Raw genomic sequence first — 19,210 nt, 5'->3', positions numbered from 1 at the left:
CACGGTTGATGAATTGAGTTGTTACTCATCCCAGGGCTGCGGCCGGTGCGACCGACTCGGCGCGGAAGGTTCGGCGATAAGCCAACGGTGATACGCCGATGGAATCGTGCAGGTGTTGGCGTAGTGAGCTGCCGGTGGCGAAGCCGACTTCGCCCGCGATGCGGTCCACGGTCATATCGGTCGATTCGAGGAGTTGGCGGGCTCGGAAGACGCGCTGTTGAATGAGCCAGCGCCCCGGGCTCATACCGACCTCGTCACGGAAGCGGCGGGCGAAGGTGCGCTTGCTCATTCGGGCCTGGATGGCGAGATCATCGATGGTCAAAGGCAATCGGAGGTTCTCGAGGGCCCAGTGTCTGGCAGCCGCGGTGCCCGCCGAGGTCGACGGCGGCACCGGCTGTTCGATGTATTGGGCTTGGCCGCCATCGCGCCACGGCGGTACGACGCAGCGGCGCGCCACCGTATTGGCGACCGCACTGCCGTGATCGCGGCGCACCAGGTGCAGGCAGAGGTCGATGCCTGCCGCCGCACCTGCCGAGGTGAGCACATCGTCGTCGTCGACGTAGAGGACATCGGTGTTCAGCAGCACCCGCGGAAAGGTGCGCCGGAACAGCTCGGCCACATTCCAGTGCGTCGTCGCGGGACGACCGTCGAGCAATCCGGCGGCGGCGGTGACGAATGCACCGGTGCAGATCGAGACGATGCGGGTGCCCGGTCGGATGCGGGCTAAGGCGGCGGCCGCCGGGGACGGCAGTGTGCCACCGAGCGTCATATCGATATCGCAGGCCGGAATGACCACGGTGTCCGCGGTTGCCAGCGCCCGGCTGTCGTGCTGGACGGCAATGGCGAAATCGGCTCGGCTCGGTACCGGTGCGCCATCGATCGAGCACGTGCTCACTTCGTACAGATCCGCGGCAGTGCCGAAGACCCGGCTCGCAATGCCGAGTTCGAATGGATACACCCCATCCAATGCGAGCACGACCACCCGATGTCGCGCTGCCTGCCCATCCGAGCCAGCAACCATGGCACGATCATATCGAATATTGGCATTTGTGCCATTTTCTCGCATCGCCGCCGACGGCAGGCTGGGCGATATGAACGACACCACCATGCGCGCGATCAGCCAGGACGCGATCGGCGGCCCCGAGGTACTGACCGAAGTCGAACTGCCCATCCCCTCGCCCGGCCCGGGCGAGATTCTGATCCGGGTGCGAGCCGCCGGTCTCAACCCAACCGATTGGCGGCATCGCGGCGTCTCCGGACTCTTCCTCGGCGAACCACCCTTCGTGCTGGGCTGGGATGTATCGGGCGAAGTGGTGGCCGCGGGTATCGGTGTCACTCTGTTCGAACCGGGCGACGAGGTCTTCGGCATGCTGCCCTATCCGTACGGACACGGAGCATTCGCCGAATACGTCGTCGGCCCCACCCGCGCATTCGCCCCGAAGCCGGTCAACCTGGACCACATTCAGGCCGCTGCCATCCCCTTGGCCGCCCTCACCGCCTGGCAAGCGCTCATCGATACCGCGAAACTACAGGCCGGACACCGCATTCTGATCCACGCGGCCGCCGGTGGTGTCGGACATTTCGCCGTTCAGATCGCCAAGGCGCGCGGCGCGTACGTCATCGGCACCGCCAGCGCGGCCAACCACGAATTCCTCCGTGAAATCGGCGCGGACGAGACGATCGATTACCGCACAACCGATTTCGCCGAGGCGATCGGCAATATCGATGTCGTACTGGACTCGATCGATGACGAGAACAGTCTGCGCTCCCTGCGCACACTCCGCCCGGGCGGACTGCTGGTATCATTACGCGCCTTTGGCACGACCGAATTAGCCACCGAAGCAAAGCAATTAGGCCTACGAGCGGTGCGCATGCTGGTGCAGGACGATCACGCCGGGATGACCGCGCTCGCAGAACTCGCCGACTCCGGGACGCTGCGCCCCACCATTGCCGGAGTCTTCCCACTCGAGGAGGCGGCGAAGGCGCACGCACTCGGCGAAACCGGCCGCACTGTAGGCAAATTGGTGCTCACGGTGCCGTGAACGCCCGTCAGCGTTTCCTATCGTGGCTGATCAGAATGTAGGCGCCCCACCAAGTCAGACGGCCGGTGATCGCCACGTGGAGGAAGATCGCGAAATAGACCAGGCTGGCGCCGTAGTCGGCTGCCCAGCCGGGCATCCGGTACACCGTCGCGAATGCGCCGACGAGCAGGATCAGCCCGGTCGCGACCGCGAGCGGCGCGAGGGTGATATTCAGGTCGGTTGAATCGCCGGGACGCTCATCGGCAAGGAATCGACTCATGATGGCTCGTCTCTTTCCGGGCGGAATAAGTTCTCGGTGCGCAGGCATGATCGAGCGGCCGCGGCATGCTGTCGCGGCTCTCGATCTGCTATCAGCAATCAAGCCGCAACCGTTACACCGCCGAGATCGACCCCGAGCGATCAGTGCTCCCAATACAGGAGATGCTGACAGTAAACATTTAGCAATCTTCGACCGGTCGGAGAGGCTATCTCGACGCCGGGATCCGGAAATCCCCTCAGCGCAACACGGATGTTCGGCCATGTTTGTGGCGTGCATCACATAGGAGACCTACCATCCGAAGGATGAGCAATGTTTCCAAGGCTGTCCTGGAAGGCGGGCCGAACGACTTGCCCGCACGCATCGTTGCGATCACGCCGCCCGGCGTCGAGCTCAAAGTCGAATACCGTGGCGGATACGAGCACTTCAAGGTCACCAATCGGGAGGCCGATACGCCCGAGGGGCGACTGCGGGTCTACGAGTGGTCCGATCGGACACGAATCGCGGAATAACCTCCGCGCGCCGGATGCGAAACGCACTCGGGGCGGTCCGCATCTCTGCGAACCGCCCCGAGGCACCGGTCAATGATATTTCGCGTCAGCCCTGTTCCAGCTGGGCATCAGATCTTCCACCGTCGGATGCAATGACGTTCTACACGTCAAAGTGCCCGATGCACCGGCAAACTGAGCATCAGTCCTGTTCCAGCTGGGCGCCGACCTCATCGGAGATATCCACATTGGTGTAGACGTTCTGTACGTCGTCGCTGTCCTCGAGCGCGTCGACCAACTTGAATACCTTGCGCGCGCCGTCGACGTCTACGGCCACCGATACCGACGGCTGGAAGCCGGATTCAGCGGAATCGTAATCGATTCCGGCATCCTGCAGCGCCTTGCGCACCGGGATCAGATCCGATGGGTCACTGATGACCTCGAAGGACTCACCGAGGTCGTTGACCTCCTCGGCGCCCGCGTCGAGCACGGCCATCAGCACATCGTCCTCGGACAGCCCGTTCTTCTCCAGGGTCACAATGCCCTTGCGGTGGAACAGGTAGGAAACCGAACCCGGGTCGGCCATATTGCCGCCATTGCGGGTCATCGCCACGCGCACCTCACCGGCGGCGCGGTTGCGGTTGTCGGTGAGGCATTCGATCAGCACCGCGACACCATTGGGGCCGTAGCCCTCATACATGATCGTCTGCCAGTCGGCGCCGCCGGCCTCTTCACCGCCGCCGCGCTTGCGAGCACGCTCGATGTTGTCGTTCGGAACCGACGACTTCTTCGCCTTCTGGATGGCGTCGTACAGCGTCGGATTTCCCGCCGGGTCACTGCCACCAGTGCGTGCCGCCACCTCGATGTTCTTGATCAACTTGGCGAAGAGCTTGCCGCGCTTCGCGTCGATCCCCGCCTTCTTGTGCTTGGTGGTGGCCCATTTGGAGTGGCCGCTCATTCCCTACTTCCTCCAGTCGACAGCACGTTCTGATCGTGCGCACGGTACCCGCACCGGCCGGGTAGACAACTCTGCCAGCCTACTCGTCCGGTTCCGTCGCATTCCTGTGGGCGACTACTCGCCGTCGCGAACCAGATCGACGAACATCCGGTGCACCCGCAAATCGCCGGTGACCTCCGGATGGAACGACGTCGCGACCACCTTCCCCTGCCGCACCGCGACAATGCGCCCGGCGGCCGGACCACGGGGAACCGTCGCAAGCACCTCGACACCCGCGCCGACCCGCTCCACCCACGGCGCCCGGATGAACACCGCGCGCACCGGACCGTCGCTCAGACCGGCGAAGTCCAGATCGGTCTCGAACGAGTCGACCTGGCGACCGAAAGCATTGCGCCGCACCGTCATATCGATACCGGACAGATGCTTGGCATCCGGGCGGGTGTCGAGCACTTCGGAGGCCAGCAGGATCATCCCGGCGCAGGATCCGAAGGCGGGCATACCTTCCCGCAGCCGCGCGCGCACCGGCTCCAGGAGTTCGAAGACCTCGAGCAGCTTGCTGATCGCGGTCGATTCGCCACCGGGCAGCACCAGCGCATCCACCGCGGCCAGTTCGGAGGCGCGACGCACCAGCACGGGGTGCGCACCGCATTCCGCGAGTGCGGCGACATGTTCGCGCACGTCCCCCTGCAAGGCCAGCACGCCGATGGTGGGCCGGTCGGGACTGTGCTGCGCGCCTGTTGCGGGCGAGGCGACCGATGCGTTCACGCCACGAGCTTACGAGGCGCGACGCTGTGGCCCTGCTCACGGCTTCGCCGGACGCCGCAACGTCGTTGTCATCGCCGAGATCGAGGTGCCGATCGGCTGGGACCGGGCGCTGCCAGTCACCGCCGTGACGAACTCGAACGCGCATCCCTAGGATCCACACCGTGGTCCGCCACCTGCGCGTTGCGCCGGCCCGAGCACGACACAGCGACCGAACAGCGCCGCCACGGCCGGGACTACGGCATTAGCGCAGGTCAGCGGGACCAGCCAGGTGGTCGACTAGCTACGCACGCCGCGGACGGGCGAGGTGTCGGACCAGGATGATCCGGCCGGGGTCAGCTGGTGAATTTGCAGCTCTGGTAGCCGGTGCTCACATAGGTGCTGGCGCCCGGATCGAGATAGATCGAATCCCCTTGACCGTCGCCGCGCGCATACAGCCAGACCGTCGCGTTCGTCTGGTTGTCCACCGCTCCCCGGCCGATCGCTATGTTGTAGGTGCGGTACTCGTCCGGATTATCGATCCGGTCCGAATAGCCCGATCCGTTCTGGAAGGTAAAGCTTCCGACAGCCACATTCCTGCCTCCATTCTTGACGCATCGAAACCGTCGTTCCTGGTCGGCGACTTCTTTGCGCGGCAGTCTACGAGCTACCCGGATAAAATACAGACCGTTCGGCATTTCACGTCACTGGGAAAACTGAGCGTTTCGGCGCTCACTCCCCGCGTAAGGTGCGAATCAAGCCCTCTTGCACAACCGCGGCAACCAACTGGCCCTCGCGGTTGAAAATCTTGCCGCCGGTCAGTGCGCGACCGAAGCCCGCGGACGGGGAGGACTGGTCGTAGAGCAGCCAGTCGTCGGCGCGAAAGGGACGCAGGAACCACATGGCATGGTCGAGCGAGGCGTTCTGGGTCGGTTCGTCCGGATGAGTGACCTTGGAGGAACCGAGCAGGGTCATATCGCTCATGTAGGCGAGAGTGCAGACGTGCACGACCGGGTCATCGGGCAGCGCATGCCGGTAGCGGAACCACACCTGCTGCGGGGAGACGACGCCGTCTCGGCGGGTCACCACATCCTGCGGCACGGTGCGGATATCCCAGTGCTCCCATTCGCGCATCGCCCACAGCCGCTCGGGACTCATCGTGATGCTGGCATCGGGCAGCTCATCCGGCCCCTGCACCTGCGGCATCTCGTCTTGGTGTTGTGGACCCGAGTCACCGACATGGAACGACGCCGACATGGTGAATATCGCGGCGCCGTCCTGTACGCCGGTGACCCGGCGGGTGCAGAAGGACCGGCCGTCGCGAATGCGCTCCACCAGGTACACCGTCCGCTCTTCCGGATTGCCCGGCCGCAGGAAATATCCGTGCAGCGAGTGCACCTGAAACCGTGGCTCCACCGTCCGTACCGCCGATACCAGCGCCTGGCCGGCAACCTGTCCGCCGAATGTGCGTACGAGCTGGGTCTTGGTGGATGCGCCACGGAAGATGTCCCGCTCGAGCCGCTCGATCTCCAGCGCCTCTTCGATTGTCGCCATGGGGCCGAGATTAACCCGAGCGCCGATGCGGCCCGATGGTGACCTCTCGGCAATGGCCGCGCCCGCCACCCAGAACGTGGTGCGCGGCATCATTTGATGGAATGGATCGGTGCCGCATTTCGATCCGATCACCCCGGACGGACTAATCGAACTCATTGTCGACCGCGTCCGCGAGCTCGGCGAGCGGGCACTGGTCGCCATCGATGGCGCCGACGCGGCCGAGCCGGATACGATGGCGCACCGCATCGCCACCGCACTGCGCGACACCGGACGCACCGCCGAGGTCGTCGCCCTGCACGACTACATTCGCCCGGCCTCGCTTCGTATGGAATTCGGCCGCACCGACGAAATGTCTTATCGCACCGCCTGGTTCGACTACGCCGCACTCGACCGCGAAGTCATCCAGGCGCTACGCCGCGATGCCCGCTGGCTCCCCGCACTGTGGAACGAGGCCCGCGACCGCTCGGCCCGCTCCCCCATCCGCACCGCGGCCACCGACACCGTCCTGTTCGTCGCGGGACCCATGCTGTTGGGCCGCGGCCTCGCCTTCGATTTCACCGTCCACCTCGACATGTCCGAACCGGCCTTGCGCCGACGAACTCCAGCCGACGACCTGTGGACCGTTCCCGCCCTCTTGCACCATGACCGCGACAACCCCAGCGCTCCAACCTTTTTCATCCGATGGGACCACCCGGATCGTCCGGCACTCCGTATAGACGACACCGCTCGTCGGTAGTCGTACCCCATCCCGGAACACTGGCCACCTCTCTCTCCTCCTCTGCGATTTGTTTTGGGAGACAGTCACTTGTATTCAACGCGGGACACATAGTTGAATGCGCATATCCGCGTATCGATATGAATTAATCTCCAGGCGACCCGAACCGCTCTCCAGTATTCGTTTCCTCCGCAGGATGCGAATCTGTAAGAAGATGTGGATATTTGCGATATGAGACACAGCGATGCCGCGAGGTCCGCGCCCCCGACGGTGCCGCGCGAACTGCCCGCACGGCCGCCGACATGCACGAATCCCGAAGCTAGCCACCAGCTCTGTGGCGGGCATAAGACAACGGTGAAAGCCGCGACAGCTTCCGCCCATCGGTCAGGACGAGCAACGCCCGCGGCAGTGGATCAATCCCTCTGCCGCGGGCGTTGATTCGGTTCAGCGGTAGCGCAGCCTCACCAACCGCGCTCGGCCAGCCGGTGATCGACCGGCAGTTCCTCGACATTGATGCCGACCATGGCCTCGCCCAGACCGCGCGAGACCTTCGCCAGCACATCCGGGTCGTCGTAGAAAGTGGTCGCCTTGACGATGGCCGCGGCACGTTCTGCCGGGTTACCGGACTTGAAGATGCCAGAGCCGACGAAGACGCCCTCGGCGCCGAGCTGCATCATCATCGCCGCATCTGCGGGGGTGGCGATACCGCCCGCGGTGAACAGCACCACCGGCAGCTTGCCGGTCTGGGCGACCTCGCGCACCAGCTCGTACGGCGCCTGCAGTTCCTTGGCGGCGACGAACAGCTCGTCCTCGGGAAGCGACGACAGCTTGCGGATCTCGGCGCGAATCTTGCGCATGTGGGTGGTGGCATTGGAGACGTCACCGGTGCCCGCCTCACCCTTCGAGCGAATCATGGCCGCGCCCTCGGTGATCCGGCGCAGCGCCTCGCCCAGATTGGTCGCACCGCATACGAACGGCACGGTGAAGTTCCACTTGTCGATGTGGTTGGCGTAGTCGGCGGGGGTCAGTACCTCGGATTCGTCGATGTAGTCGACGCCGAGGCTCTGCAGGATTTGTGCCTCCACGAAGTGGCCGATGCGCGCCTTGGCCATGACCGGAATGGAGACGGCGGAGATGATGCCGTCGATCATGTCCGGATCGCTCATCCGGGAAACGCCGCCCTGTGCACGGATATCGGCCGGAACACGCTCCAGGGCCATCACCGCGACCGCGCCGGCGTCCTCGGCGATCTTGGCCTGCTCGGGGGTGACGACATCCATGATCACCCCGCCCTTGAGCATCTCGGCCATCCCCCGCTTCACGCGGGCGGTGCCGATGGTGTTGGTGGTCTCGGGCGTGGTCACGGCAAACTCCTGAGTCATGTGCGCCAATCGGGTCGCTTGGAACTAACGCCACCGATTCTAGGCGGACCGATCAGGCCACTTGATAGCCAGTTGCACAGCACTGGCCTTGCCCCGACCAGCGAGTCTGCGTCCGGTCCGCGGCCACTGGACCCGGTCACGAGCCGGATCCGGCGGGCCGACGCAAGTCTTGCGCCGCCCCGACGAATACCCGACAAGAACTAGAGCGGGCCGACTACCAGCAACTGGGCCCAATACCCCGCGGCGTCGGAACCCAACAATGGCAACAGGAAATCGAACAACAGGTAGGACATGTACTGCTTACCTTCCACACGCCAACGGACCTTCTCACTGCAGTGGAAGTACCACCAGAATTCCAGGTAGCGCTCCCCCAGCAGCACTACCCAGGGCGGCGGCAATCCAGTCGCGACGCTATCACGATCGTGAAACACATCACAGCCGAAAGATCCAGGCGCGCACGCCGATCACGGGCGTGGCACTCACCGGATAGACCGCACCTCGGGATCGGAATCACCCGACGCAGCCGCGGCAGCTTCGGGAAGCAGCTGGTCCAAATGGTAGGGGTAGACGGTTTCGCCGGTGTGATCCAAGGCGACGATGTCCGACCCGGTGCACCATTTGTTGTCGGTGATGCTGCGTCGCTCAACCGCGGTCAGATTGCCCGGTTTGGGATCGAAGGCGCGGACGCGCAGTGCGAAGAACAGTTCCTCGGCGCGGATGAGTTCGCCGTCGAACGGGAATACCGCCACCCGCCGCCACATGGGACCGCGCAGACTGGTCGGATCCGCGGTGTATCCAGTCTCCTCCCACAGCTCGCGCACCGCGGCACTGCGCAAGGTCTCCCCCGGTTCCACACCGCCGCCGATCGTGAACCAGAAGGAGACGTCGGGGGTTTTCGGGTCGTTGCCGCGCATGAGCAGTACGCGGTCCTGTTCGTCGAGCAGCACCACGCGCGCCGAGGTGCGCACGGTATCGACGTCCAGGCCGGTCGCGGCCGCCGGGGTGGCGCGTTCGCTGATCTCGAAGTACGTCGGGAGCGGTGCGGTACCGCCAAGGTGCAGAATGCGGACAGGGCGGCGGGTACGCAGCGCAAGGGTGTCGCGGACCGCGTCGTTGTGAAAGCGGCGCGCGATGAGCACCCGGGCCTCGGCATCGGCGAGTTCGGCGACCTGCTGTGGGCGCAACTGGGCGATATCGATCGTGGAAAGTGCTGCGGAAAGCTGATTTTCGATGGTTTCGCGGTCGGCGCGGCCCGCGCGCTCGGCCCGATCGGCCAGTGTGGTCAGCCGTTTGGCGTGCTCGACGAGTGCGGAATCGGCGCTCGGCCCGGCAATGGCCACTGCGACCGACCTGGCCACCACCGCCCGCCGTGCCAGTGCACCGTCGAGTGCCTGCCAGGACTGATCCGACCGCACGTGCAGCCGGTCGAGCCGGTTCGCCGTCGAAGCCGCCCATAGACCGATCGCGACGACCACCGCCGCGATGAGCGCTAGTACGAGCACCGTTGTCGCGGAAAAGGTAATCATCGAACAGCCCTCACCTTGCTATCGCCGACAACGACCGGCGCATCCGCTCGAACATGATCCATGGTCGCGAATGACGCGGTGACGAGAGGGTCATCCGGCGGCTCGCACTCGCGTATCACCCACGGTGACAGTCTCGTACACCCGCAGGATCTGTTCGGCGACTACCGGCCAGTCGTATTCGCCGACTACCTGATTGGCGGTATGGATCAGGGCTTCGCGGCGCACCTCATCGGTGAGCAGGGTGTCCAGCGCCGCGGCGAGCCGAGCCGAATCCCCCACCGGGACCAGCATTCCCGCGGTGCCGTCGCGCAAGACCCGACGGAAGGCGTCCAATTCGCTTGCCACCACGGCGGTTCCGGCCGCCATCGCCTCGATCAGAATGATGCCGAAGCTCTCCCCACCCAGATTCGGCGCGACGTACACATCCGCGCTGCGCATCGCCGAGGCCTTGTCCTCGTCCGATACCTGACCCAGGAAGCGCAGGTGGCGAGCGAGCGGCCCGGCCTCGCGGCGCAGTCGATCCTCGTCACCACGCCCCACGATGAGGATCTCGACATCCGGATGTCTGCGCACCAATGCGGGCAGCGCGCCGAGCAGGACTTCCATCCCCTTGCGCGGTTCGTCATAGCGCCCGAGGAACAGCACCGTCCCGCCCGCACGCGGATATCCGGGCAGCATCGGGGCCCGCGCGAAGGCGGGCACATCGACACCGTTGGGGATTTCCACCGCATCCGAACCGAGCGCCTCCACCTGCCAGCGCCGCGCCAATTCGGAGACCGCGATCCGGCCGCTGATCTTCTCGTGATAGGGCCGCAGCACACCCTGAAAGGTGCTCAGCACCAACGATTTGGTGGTCGAGGTGTGGAAGGTAGCCACGATCGGCCCCTCGGCGATCTTCAGCGCGAGCATGGACAGGCTCGGCGCGTTCGGTTCGTGGATGTGCAGCACGTCGAAGTCGTTGCCATCGATCCAGCGCCGAATCCTGGTGTAGGCCATGGGCCCGAAGGACAACCGGGCCACCGAACCGTTGTACGGAATCGCCACCGCGCGACCGGCCGACACCACGAAATCCGGCAGCGGCGTGTCCTCGGATGCGGGTGCGAGCACGCTCACCTTGTGGCCGCGTTCGATGAATACCCGCGCCAATTCGACGACATGGGCCTGCACACCGCCGGGGACATCGAACGAATAGGGGCAGACCATGCCGATTTTCATGGTGTCTTCTCCCCTTGGGCGCCATCCATCCCGGCTTGCGCCGCGGCGATTCTGGCTCGCCGCTGCGCCGAGAGGTCCTGCTCCCATTGTGGCTGCAACATATGCCAATCGGCCGGGTGCTCGGCGATATTGGCCGCGAACCGGTCGGCCAGCGCCTGGGTGGTCGCCGCGACGCCACCCGAAACATCCAGTGGTGCTTCGGTCTTCATCCCCCAACCCTCGCGACCATCGGCATCGACGGTGAACCAGAGGTGCACCGGGATCAGCGCGGCACCGGTCTCGATGGCCAGCTTCGCCGCACCCGCGGGCAGCCAGGTGCGCTCGCCGAACATGGTCACCGGCACACCCTTACCCGTCAGGTCGCGCTCGCCCATCAGGCATACGACATTGTTCGCGCGCAGCCGAGCGGCCAGCGCCGCGAACGGCGGCTGCTCACCACCGGTCAGCGGAAATACCTCGAAATTCAAACTCTCCCGGTAGGCGACGAACCGTTCGAACAACGATTCCGGCTTCAGCCGTTCGGCGACGGTGGCGAGGGTACCGCTGTGGCTGACCAGCCAGACCCCGGCCGCATCCCAGTTCCCCGAGTGCGGCAGCGCCAGCACCACACCGCGTCCCCGCGCCAATGCGGCATCCAGATTCTCCACACCCTCCACCGACGAACCGATCAGTGCCGAGTGATCCATCGTGGGCAGCCGAAAGGCTTCGCGCCAGTAGCGGGCATACGAACGCATGCTCGCTCGGATCAGCTCATCGGGCACCTCGCCCGGAGTCACACCGAGCACGCGAGCGAGATTGCGCCGCAACTGATTGGGTTCACCACCGGCACGGAAGGTTCGATTCGCCTTGTCCGCGACCCAATTGCCACCCCAATCGAACACCCGCCGCGCCGTCGATTCGGGCAGTGCGCGCACACCCCGCCAACCTGCCGCATAGGCCCAATCCGTCAGTCTCGACTTAATCCGCGAGCCGACGCCTTCGGACTGCGAACTCACGAGGGCAACTCCGTCGCGTCGGCCGGATTCTGCGGCGGCGCCGGCGGAATCACGTCCCGCGCGCCGGGCGAATTCCGGACCGCCAATACCCGCTGGAACACCGTGATAATGCTCAACACCGCCAGAATCCACATCGCCACGTGTACGGCCCAGGTCAGCCATTCGATCCCCCAATACCCACCGATACCGGTGAATCCCGCGCCGACCAAAACGATGATCAGCCGATCCGGCCGCTCGATGAGTCCACCGTCCGCGGATAGTCCACTCGCCTCCGCACGCGCCTTCGCGTACGAGATCACCTGGGACGTGACCAGAACCACCAGTGTCGCCAGGAACAGCGGCTTACTGTTCTCGTGATACACCGCCCACCAGGCCAACCCGGCGAAAATGGCGCCGTCGGCGACCCGGTCACAGGTCGCGTCCAGTACGGCACCGTATTTCGTACCGCCGCCACGCGCTCTTGCCATGGCGCCGTCGAGCATGTCGAACATGACGAACAGCCAGATCACCATGGTTCCCCAGAACAGATGTCCGGTCGGGAACAGGGTGACCGCGGCCGTGATCGAAGCGACGGTGCCGACCACCGTCATCGCGTCGGGAGTGAGTCCGGTGCTGACAAGCGCTCTGCCCAGCGGCGCAGTCGCTTTGGAGAACGTCTCGCGGCCGAAGAAGCTGAGCACCCTACTCGACTTCCTTCCACGCCGCCGATAACAGCGCCCGAGTTTCCCGCAACAACTGCGGCATGACCTTCACACCGCCGACGACGGTAATGAAGTTGGCATCCCCGCCCCAGCGCGGCACGATGTGCTGATGCAGGTGATCGGCGAGTGAACCACCGGCCACCCCACCGAGATTCAGACCGACATTGAAACCGTGCGGTCGCGAGACCCGCTTCATCACCCGAATCGCCTGCTGGGTGAAAGACATCAGTTCGGCGCTCTCCTCGAGCGTCAGATCCTCGAGGTTGGCCACCTTGCGGTAGGGCACCACCATCATGTGCCCCGGGTTGTACGGGTAGAGATTCAGTACCGCGTAGACGTGCTCGCCGCGAGCGATGACAAGACCGTCCTCATCCGACATCTTCGGGATATCCGTGAACGGATGGCCCGTGGTGTCTTTCGGATTGGAGGTGGCCGCCTCGGCGATATAGGACATCCGGTACGGAGTCCACAGCCGCTGCAGCCGATCCGGCTCACCCGCCCCGGTATCCACGATGCTGCCGTGCTCGTCCGAGTCCGCGTTCAAATCCGCGAGCCCGTCCGGCACCGTGCGCTCAGTCATGCTCCGCCCTTCACCACAAAACCATCGGCGGTCGGCGAGGCGTTCTCCCGGTTCGCGATCCATTCCACGATCGTGGCCACTGCGGCGGCGACCGGGACGCCGTTGACCTGGGTGCCGTCGCGGAAGCGGAAGCTGACCGCGCCAGCGTTCACATCGCGCTCACCGGCGAGCAGCATGAACGGGATCTTCTGCGCGGTGTTGTTGAAGATCTTCTTCTGCATCCGGTCATCGCTGCGGTCGACCTGCGCGCGGATGCCCGCGTCCTGCAGCTGTTCGATGACCGAATCCAGATGCGGCGCAAAGGTTTCCGCGACCGGGATACCGACGACCTGAACCGGTGAGAGCCAAGCGGGAAAGGCGCCCGCGTAATGCTCGGTGAGCACGCCGAAGAAACGTTCGATGGAACCGAAAAGGGCGCGGTGGATCATTACCGGCCGTTGCTTGGTGCCGTCGGAGGCGGTGTATTCCAGGTTGAAGCGCTCGGGCAGGTTGAAGTCGAGCTGGATGGTCGACATCTGCCAGGTGCGACCGAGCGCATCCTTGGCCTGCACCGAGATCTTCGGCCCGTAGAAGGCGGCGCCGCCCGGATCCGGGACCAGTTCCAGTCCGGAGTCGGTGGCCACCTTGCGCAAGGTCTCGGTGGCCTCCTCCCACATCTCGTCGGAGCCGACGAACTTCTTCGGATCCTTGGTGGACAGTTCGAGGTAGAAGTCGTCGAGGCCGTAGTCGGCGAGCAGCCCGAGCACGAATTGCAGCGTGCTCGTCAGCTCGGCGTGCATCTGCTCCTTGGTGCAGTAGATGTGCGCATCGTCCTGGGTCATGCCGCGCACCCGGGTCAGGCCGTGCACGACACCGGACTTCTCATAGCGGTAGACCGAGCCGAATTCGAACATCCGCAGCGGCAGTTCTCGATAGGACCGGCCACGCGAGCGGAAGATCAGATTGTGCATCGGGCAGTTCATCGGCTTGACGTAGTAGTCCTGGCCGGGCTTGCGGACGGTGCCGTCCTCGTTGAGTTCGGCGTCCAGGTGCATGGCCGGGAACATGCCGTCCTTGTACCAGTCCAGGTGACCGGAGACCTCGAACAGGTGGCCCTTGGTGATGTGCGGCGTATTGACGAATTCATAGCCCGCGGCGACGTGGCGACGGCGCGAGTATTCCTCGAGCTCTTTACGGATGATGCCGCCCTTGGGGTGGAAGACCGGCAGGCCGGAGCCGAGTTCGTCCGGGAAGCTGAACAGGTCCAGCTCCAGACCGAGTTTGCGGTGGTCGCGGCGCTCGGCCTCGTCGAGCAGGTGCAGATGCTCGTCGAGGGCCTCCTGCGATTCCCAGGCGGTGCCGTAGATGCGTTGCAGATCTTCGCGGTTCTGGTCGCCGCGCCAGTAGGCGGCGGAGCTACGGGTCAGCTTGAAGGCGGGGATGAATTTGGTGGTCGGGATGTGCGGGCCGCGACACAGATCGCCCCAGACCTTTTCACCGGTGCGGGGGTCCAGGTTGTCGTAGATGGTCAGCTCTTTACCGCCGACCTCCATGACCTCCGGATCGTCGATACCGGACTTATCGCTGATCAGCTCGAGTTTGAACGGCTCCTTGGCCAGTTCGCTCTGCGCCTCATCGATCGCTACGACCCTGCGCGAAAACCGCTGCGCGCCTTTGACGATCTTCTTCATCCGGGATTCCAGCTTGACCAGATCCTCGGGGGTGAACGGCCGCTCGACCTGAAAGTCGTAGTAGAAGCCGTCCTTGATGGGCGGCCCGATGCCGAGTTTGGCGTCCGGGAACTCCTGCTGCACGGCCTGGGCCAGCACATGCGCGGCAGAATGCCGGATCACGCTGCGGCCGTCCTCGGTATTGGCGGCGACCGCCTCGACCTCGACATCGGTATCCGGCGTCCAGGACAGGTCCTTGAGCCCCTCCGCATCGCGAACCACGACGATGGTGTCCGGCCCCTTCGTCGGCAACCCCGCCTCGCGCACCGCGGCACCCGCCGTCGTCCCGGCCGGCACCCGAACGAGGGCGACAGGGGTGATAGGTGCTGAGGTGGTCACGGCGAGAGACTCCTTGGCGTTGGCTGGCGGGCGTGTTCCCGCGTTGGTGCGGGCGGTTGCCCACGGGTCATCGTCGGAGGCGATTTGCTCCGGCGCGACCATGCTATCGGCACCGCGACGGCCCCGCGTCGATGGACTCGGATCGCCGCCTCGCGGTTCGGCCGCTGCGGTTGCGCGAGACCAGAACGTGACATCGGGCAGTCGGTTCGACCATCCGACCGCCGCCGGTTCGATGCGGTGCTCTCCGCGGCTGCGCGGACCCCACCTCCTACGGATCCGACGCCGGGGCCCGCGGCCGTGGGCTCGGAGGGATCGCGCTGATCATGCACATTCGGGCCGCTCCGGTGATTGCCGCCGAGTTCGCGCGAGCAGCCCGGCTTCGCACGGTCGCGCATGCCGGGACCAATCCAGCGCTGATTCTGTCTGCCATCGCCGCGCACGCGGTTCGGTTTTGGATGCTGTGCTCCCGGCAGCGCGTCGACGCGTTCGCAGTCAGGCCGAACCGGCGATTTCTGCCACACCCGGGCCAGACTCACCGAGTTCCATGTGGGACACCGAAAGCCTTGCGGGCGATCAGCTTTCGGCGGCGAGCCGAGCCAGGAGCGTCTTGCGTTCAGCGGACGGCCGCTTCGGGCAACTGGTGCACATTTCGCAGCCGGGCACCTCGAAGACCAGGCAGCACGATATCCGGCGGACAAAGGTGCGCCCGTCAACGTCCACGAACCGGGGAACCGGCAGTTTCCCTCCGACTTGGCTGGCAAGCCGCGCCCCAGCTTCGGGATTCCCCGCATCGAGGGCCCGGTTCCCGATGGCATCGGCGGCAATCGCCCACAGTGACGGCACTCCCACACCAGAGACCGCCGCTACGGGGCCGATTACGGCCGCCAAAGTCTCCCGCAACGCCTCCGCGCAGGCATGGCCCAGCGCGGCGTCGGTCTCCTGCGGCGCACCGCTGTCCCCTGGTGCACCTCGACCCGCGACCGCATGGATATGGACGCGTTCTATGCCGCCGTCCGGACGCACCACGCAGTCGAGGTTGTCCAAGAACGGCTCCGGCGCGGGTTTGTCGTTCGCGTAGGCGCAAGCCAGCTGTTCGACCAGTGCCGAGGCGACCATGCACCACCAGAGCGTGCCCGAGACGCGCGGTTCGATGGTGCCCCAGGAACGGCCCATTTCCGCGATGCGCGCCGACAGCCAGTCCGGCTCGGTCAGGGTGCGACCGGGGACCGTGTTCACCACTTCAGGGGACTGCGCAACCACTGCCATTCGACTCCGATCCAGCCGCCGACCAACCCGAATGTTCCCAACACCCACAGTGTCGCGAGGACCAGCGCGAAGGTCGCCATTGCCGCGAACACCCGCATGGCCGGGCCTCGTGCGGAGTACCACGCGATACCCTGCCGATACTTGTCACGCAGCCAGCCGAGCACCTGGCGCGCCCAGGCGAATTCGGTGGCGAGAATGCCAAGTCCGGCGAAAACGATCGCCCAGCCGGGTCCGGGATAGGGAATCGCCAGGATTCCGAGGCCCAGCACCGCGACCCCGACCACCGCGACCCCGATTCGGTAGGCGAGGTTCAGCGTAGGCCGCGCGCCCAGCCGGGCGCGGAAGGCACGCCATCCGGTGTGTGTGGGTTCGGACTCCAACTCGACACTCATCTCCACCAGCCTACGAGCGACTTGCCTGGACCCGCCCGACCAGGCCCGGGCGGGTCCAGCTGTCATCGGCTCAGACGAGTTCCGGTGCTATGCGCGCACCGGTGTCGTCGATATGGGCGAGGCCGTTCACGGTCACCTCGATGACACGTGCGCTGGCGATATCGAAGAAGAGCCCCGATACCGTCACATCACGCTCGGCCATCGCCGCGCGGACCGCGGGATGGCGATGCAGCGTCTCCAACTGAACGGCAACATTGACCATGCTCAGCTGGTCGACTTCGCCGAATCCGGCGGCCGCGGCCGCCTGCGCCACCGGGTGTCCGACCCGGAACCGCTCCAGGCTCGGATGCGCATGGGCGAGCCACGGCCCGATCCCCGGTCCATCGTCGGTGCCGGAGTGCAGCGCCTTCATCGCACCGCAGGACGAATGCCCACACACCACGATGGACCGCACGTTCAATTCATTGAGTGCGAAGACCAGTGCGGCCTCCACCGACGCGTCGCCGCTGTCCGGCACCAGATTGCCCACATTGCGCACGGTGAACATGTCACCGGGACCACTGTTGGTGATGACGTTCGGAACCACCCGGGAATCCGCGCAGGTCAGGAAGAAGGTATCGGGATCCTGACGGTCACGCAGCTCGTCCAGATGCGGCCGCACGACATGGGCGTGGCTGCGGTGGTAAGCGGCGACACCCGAGGTCACCCGGTCGGCATTCTCGTTATCTCCGCGCCATGGGCCGAGGATTTCGTCGAGCACCGCGCGCCCGAACCCGCGGGCGGGGGGACCGGCGGTCGCGTGCGCCATTCGCGCACTGCCGATTTCCACGAAATTTACTGTGCCGCCACCACTTTCCTGCTGACGCACCCAGTCCTCGATGGCCTCGAAGGCGGCATGGTCGAGGAAGTCGACCGTCATCTCGACGGTAACGTCCGCGCCTGCGGGCACTTTGGCGAACTCCGCGGACAGCTTCGGCAGTGCGAGAAAGGTGCAGGAACCGTCAATCGTGAGTAGCCAGCGCTGCGAGCCCGGAATCGCCTTGGCCGCCACGGCAACTCGAACGACACGCCACAACAGCAGTCCGAAAGCCAGTGCCAGACCGATGATCACGCCTTCCAGCAGATTCAGGAAGACCACGCTGACGATGGTGACGGCATAGATGAGCAGATCGCCGGTGCGCCTGGCCATCTTGATGTGGGCCAGCTTGACCAGCTGGATACCGATGACGATCAGCAGACCCGCGAGCGCGGACTTCGGAATCTGCTGCACTACCCCAGCGAGGACGACCGAGAACAGCAGAATCCAGAAGCCGTGCAGCACGGCCGATGCGCGGCTGCGCGCACCCGCCTGCACATTCGTGGCACTGCGCACGATCACACCGGTGACAGGCAGACCACCCAGTAGACCCGAGAGCACATTGGCCGAGCCCTGGCCGATCAGCTCGCGGTCGAAATTGGTTCGCTTACCGGTGTGCATCTTGTCCACGGCCACCGCCGACAGCAAGCTCTCGACGCTGGCGATGAGCGCGATGGTCAGAATCATCAGCGCCACCGCGGACCAGTCGCCGCTGGGTATCTGCGGTAGTCCGATGGCATCGAACAGCGAGCCGTTCAACACGATTCGCTCGGCCTCGAACGGCAGCACCAGCGACATCACCGTGCCGACCAAGACCGCCACCAGCGGTCCCGGCACCACCCGCACCTTGGCTGGCACCCGGCGCCAGCCGAGCATGATCGCGATGACAACCGCGCCGATGATGGCGTCATCACCGTGCAGCGACAACAACTGCGACGGCAACTGGGTGATGTTGTTCCAGGCGGAACTGCGCGAAGCCCCACCGAGCAGCACGTGAACCTGTTGCAGTGCAATGGTTATGCCGATGCCCGCGAGCATCGCGTGCACCACCACCGGTGCGACGGCCAATGCGGCCCGCGCAATCCGGCTGAGCCCGAATAGGATTTGCAGCACACCGGCCACGACAACAATGAATGTCGTTGTACGCCAGCCGAATTGATTGATGGACTCGGCAACGACAACGGTCAGGCCCGCGGCGGGTCCGCTGACCTGCAGCAGCGAACCGCCGAGCGTGCCCGCGACGATGCCGCCGATAACGGCGGCGATGAGTCCGGCGGCGACGGGTGCGCCGGATGCGACGGCGATGCCGAGGGACAGCGGCAACGCGACCAGGAAGACCACGATGGAGGACGGCAGATCGTGGCGCAGAATCGATGTCAGTCGATCGGACAGAGGTTCGGAACTGCGATGGCCCTTGCCCTGTTCAGTGGGCGGTAACGGTGGTGCGGCTACAGCGCTATCAATAGCCATTGACTTCTCCTTCGCCGACTCGGCG

The 19,210-nt window shown here is 65.2% G+C and carries 20 protein-coding genes; 3 read left to right on the top strand and 17 right to left on the bottom strand.

Annotated elements, in window-relative coordinates:
• Nucleotides 1-25 precede the first annotated feature (25 nt).
• Nucleotides 26-1,021, bottom strand: coding sequence for a GlxA family transcriptional regulator (locus tag ACIBG0_RS02830; RefSeq protein WP_397028606.1), 996 nt, complete (start codon nucleotides 1,019-1,021; stop codon nucleotides 26-28).
• Between the two features lie 70 nt (nucleotides 1,022-1,091).
• Between ACIBG0_RS02830 and ACIBG0_RS02825 the strand changes: the two genes are divergently transcribed.
• A complete protein-coding gene (locus tag ACIBG0_RS02825; protein ID WP_397028605.1) occupies nucleotides 1,092-2,042 on the top strand; it encodes an NADP-dependent oxidoreductase in 951 nt (316 codons plus the stop codon).
• 7 nt (nucleotides 2,043-2,049) lie between these two features.
• Here the strand turns inward: ACIBG0_RS02825 and ACIBG0_RS02820 are convergent, their stop codons facing one another.
• Nucleotides 2,050-2,301: a hypothetical protein gene (locus ACIBG0_RS02820; protein ID WP_397028604.1), complete on the bottom strand. Its 252-nt coding sequence runs from the start codon at nucleotides 2,299-2,301 to the stop codon at nucleotides 2,050-2,052.
• A 302-nt stretch (nucleotides 2,302-2,603) separates the two neighbouring features.
• Between ACIBG0_RS02820 and ACIBG0_RS02815 the strand changes: the two genes are divergently transcribed.
• Nucleotides 2,604-2,810, top strand: a complete 207-nt coding sequence (locus ACIBG0_RS02815) for a DUF5988 family protein (protein WP_397028603.1) — start codon at nucleotides 2,604-2,606, stop codon at nucleotides 2,808-2,810.
• A gap of 178 nt (nucleotides 2,811-2,988) precedes the next feature.
• Here the strand turns inward: ACIBG0_RS02815 and ACIBG0_RS02810 are convergent, their stop codons facing one another.
• From ACIBG0_RS02810 to ACIBG0_RS02795, 4 genes are all read right to left on the bottom strand, one after another.
• Nucleotides 2,989-3,744, bottom strand: coding sequence for a YebC/PmpR family DNA-binding transcriptional regulator (locus ACIBG0_RS02810; protein ID WP_062988892.1), 756 nt, complete (start codon nucleotides 3,742-3,744; stop codon nucleotides 2,989-2,991).
• 114 nt (nucleotides 3,745-3,858) lie between these two features.
• Nucleotides 3,859-4,509 (bottom strand): pyridoxal 5'-phosphate synthase glutaminase subunit PdxT, encoded by a 651-nt coding sequence (gene pdxT / locus ACIBG0_RS02805; RefSeq protein WP_397028601.1) that lies wholly within the window; start codon nucleotides 4,507-4,509, stop codon nucleotides 3,859-3,861.
• A gap of 332 nt (nucleotides 4,510-4,841) precedes the next feature.
• Nucleotides 4,842-5,078: a hypothetical protein gene (locus tag ACIBG0_RS02800; RefSeq protein ID WP_397028599.1), complete on the bottom strand. Its 237-nt coding sequence runs from the start codon at nucleotides 5,076-5,078 to the stop codon at nucleotides 4,842-4,844.
• A gap of 139 nt (nucleotides 5,079-5,217) precedes the next feature.
• Nucleotides 5,218-6,039 carry an acyl-CoA thioesterase gene (locus ACIBG0_RS02795; protein WP_397028597.1) on the bottom strand — a complete coding sequence of 274 codons (822 nt, stop codon included), beginning with the start codon at nucleotides 6,037-6,039 and terminating at the stop codon, nucleotides 5,218-5,220.
• Nucleotides 6,040-6,148: 109 nt separating this feature from the next.
• On the opposite strand from ACIBG0_RS02795, the gene ACIBG0_RS02790 reads away from it, so the two are divergent.
• On the top strand, nucleotides 6,149-6,775 hold the full coding sequence (locus ACIBG0_RS02790; RefSeq protein WP_397028595.1) for a hypothetical protein: 627 nt from the start codon (nucleotides 6,149-6,151) through the stop codon (nucleotides 6,773-6,775).
• A 440-nt stretch (nucleotides 6,776-7,215) separates the two neighbouring features.
• On the opposite strand, the gene pdxS is transcribed toward ACIBG0_RS02790, so the two are convergent.
• The 11 genes from pdxS to ACIBG0_RS02735 form a co-directional block, all read right to left on the bottom strand.
• Nucleotides 7,216-8,118, bottom strand: a complete 903-nt coding sequence (gene pdxS, locus ACIBG0_RS02785; protein WP_040692437.1) for a pyridoxal 5'-phosphate synthase lyase subunit PdxS — start codon at nucleotides 8,116-8,118, stop codon at nucleotides 7,216-7,218.
• A 218-nt stretch (nucleotides 8,119-8,336) separates the two neighbouring features.
• Nucleotides 8,337-8,534 carry a hypothetical protein gene (locus ACIBG0_RS02780; protein ID WP_397028593.1) on the bottom strand — a complete coding sequence of 66 codons (198 nt, stop codon included), beginning with the start codon at nucleotides 8,532-8,534 and terminating at the stop codon, nucleotides 8,337-8,339.
• 81 nt (nucleotides 8,535-8,615) lie between these two features.
• Nucleotides 8,616-9,659: an NUDIX domain-containing protein gene (locus ACIBG0_RS02775; protein WP_397030169.1), complete on the bottom strand. Its 1,044-nt coding sequence runs from the start codon at nucleotides 9,657-9,659 to the stop codon at nucleotides 8,616-8,618.
• Between the two features lie 93 nt (nucleotides 9,660-9,752).
• Nucleotides 9,753-10,877, bottom strand: coding sequence for a glycosyltransferase family 4 protein (locus ACIBG0_RS02770; protein ID WP_397028591.1), 1,125 nt, complete (start codon nucleotides 10,875-10,877; stop codon nucleotides 9,753-9,755).
• A complete protein-coding gene (locus tag ACIBG0_RS02765) occupies nucleotides 10,874-11,872 on the bottom strand; it encodes a phosphatidylinositol mannoside acyltransferase (RefSeq protein WP_397028589.1) in 999 nt (332 codons plus the stop codon). Before ACIBG0_RS02765 ends, ACIBG0_RS02770 begins: the two co-directional genes overlap by 4 nt.
• Nucleotides 11,869-12,552: a phosphatidylinositol phosphate synthase gene (pgsA, locus tag ACIBG0_RS02760; RefSeq protein ID WP_397028587.1), complete on the bottom strand. Its 684-nt coding sequence runs from the start codon at nucleotides 12,550-12,552 to the stop codon at nucleotides 11,869-11,871. The genes ACIBG0_RS02765 and pgsA overlap by 4 nt, the downstream gene beginning before the upstream one ends.
• Before the next feature lies 1 nt (nucleotide 12,553).
• The gene (locus ACIBG0_RS02755; RefSeq protein WP_397028585.1) at nucleotides 12,554-13,153 is read right to left on the bottom strand and encodes an HIT family protein; all 600 of its coding nucleotides are present in this window, start codon (nucleotides 13,151-13,153) and stop codon (nucleotides 12,554-12,556) included.
• Entirely contained in the window at nucleotides 13,150-15,201 is a 2,052-nt protein-coding gene (thrS, locus tag ACIBG0_RS02750) for a threonine--tRNA ligase (protein ID WP_397028584.1), read from the bottom strand. Before thrS ends, ACIBG0_RS02755 begins: the two co-directional genes overlap by 4 nt.
• A 573-nt stretch (nucleotides 15,202-15,774) precedes the next feature.
• Complete coding sequence (locus ACIBG0_RS02745; protein ID WP_397028582.1) at nucleotides 15,775-16,437, bottom strand: (2Fe-2S)-binding protein; 663 nt, start codon at nucleotides 16,435-16,437, stop codon at nucleotides 15,775-15,777.
• Nucleotides 16,434-16,859: a TIGR02611 family protein gene (locus ACIBG0_RS02740; RefSeq protein WP_397028580.1), complete on the bottom strand. Its 426-nt coding sequence runs from the start codon at nucleotides 16,857-16,859 to the stop codon at nucleotides 16,434-16,436. Before ACIBG0_RS02740 ends, ACIBG0_RS02745 begins: the two co-directional genes overlap by 4 nt.
• 70 nt (nucleotides 16,860-16,929) lie before the next feature.
• Nucleotides 16,930-19,185: a SulP family inorganic anion transporter gene (locus ACIBG0_RS02735; RefSeq protein ID WP_397028578.1), complete on the bottom strand. Its 2,256-nt coding sequence runs from the start codon at nucleotides 19,183-19,185 to the stop codon at nucleotides 16,930-16,932.
• Nucleotides 19,186-19,210 lie beyond the last annotated feature (25 nt).

It is taken from the genome of Nocardia sp. NPDC050630 (assembly GCF_044457245.1).
GTDB lineage: Bacteria > Actinomycetota > Actinomycetes > Mycobacteriales > Mycobacteriaceae > Nocardia.
The sequence above is the reverse complement of the archived record's forward strand: the minus strand, read 5'-3'. Positions and strand labels throughout refer to the sequence as shown.

Bases quoted from the DNA above. Each gene is read 5' to 3' on its own strand.
- ACIBG0_RS02830 (WP_397028606.1), bottom strand. From the start codon at position 1,021: ATGGTTGCTGGCTCGGATGGGCAGGCAGCGCGACATCGGGTGGTCGTG.
- ACIBG0_RS02825 (WP_397028605.1), top strand. From the start codon at position 1,092: ATGAACGACACCACCATGCGCGCGATCAGCCAGGACGCGATCGGCGGC.
- ACIBG0_RS02820 (WP_397028604.1), bottom strand. From the start codon at position 2,301: ATGAGTCGATTCCTTGCCGATGAGCGTCCCGGCGATTCAACCGACCTG.
- ACIBG0_RS02815 (WP_397028603.1), top strand. From the start codon at position 2,604: ATGAGCAATGTTTCCAAGGCTGTCCTGGAAGGCGGGCCGAACGACTTG.
- ACIBG0_RS02810 (WP_062988892.1), bottom strand. From the start codon at position 3,744: ATGAGCGGCCACTCCAAATGGGCCACCACCAAGCACAAGAAGGCGGGG.
- ACIBG0_RS02795 (WP_397028597.1), bottom strand. From the start codon at position 6,039: ATGGCGACAATCGAAGAGGCGCTGGAGATCGAGCGGCTCGAGCGGGAC.
- ACIBG0_RS02770 (WP_397028591.1), bottom strand. From the start codon at position 10,877: ATGAAAATCGGCATGGTCTGCCCCTATTCGTTCGATGTCCCCGGCGGT.
- ACIBG0_RS02755 (WP_397028585.1), bottom strand. From the start codon at position 13,153: ATGACTGAGCGCACGGTGCCGGACGGGCTCGCGGATTTGAACGCGGAC.
- ACIBG0_RS02740 (WP_397028580.1), bottom strand. From the start codon at position 16,859: ATGAGTGTCGAGTTGGAGTCCGAACCCACACACACCGGATGGCGTGCC.
- ACIBG0_RS02735 (WP_397028578.1), bottom strand. From the start codon at position 19,185: ATGGCTATTGATAGCGCTGTAGCCGCACCACCGTTACCGCCCACTGAA.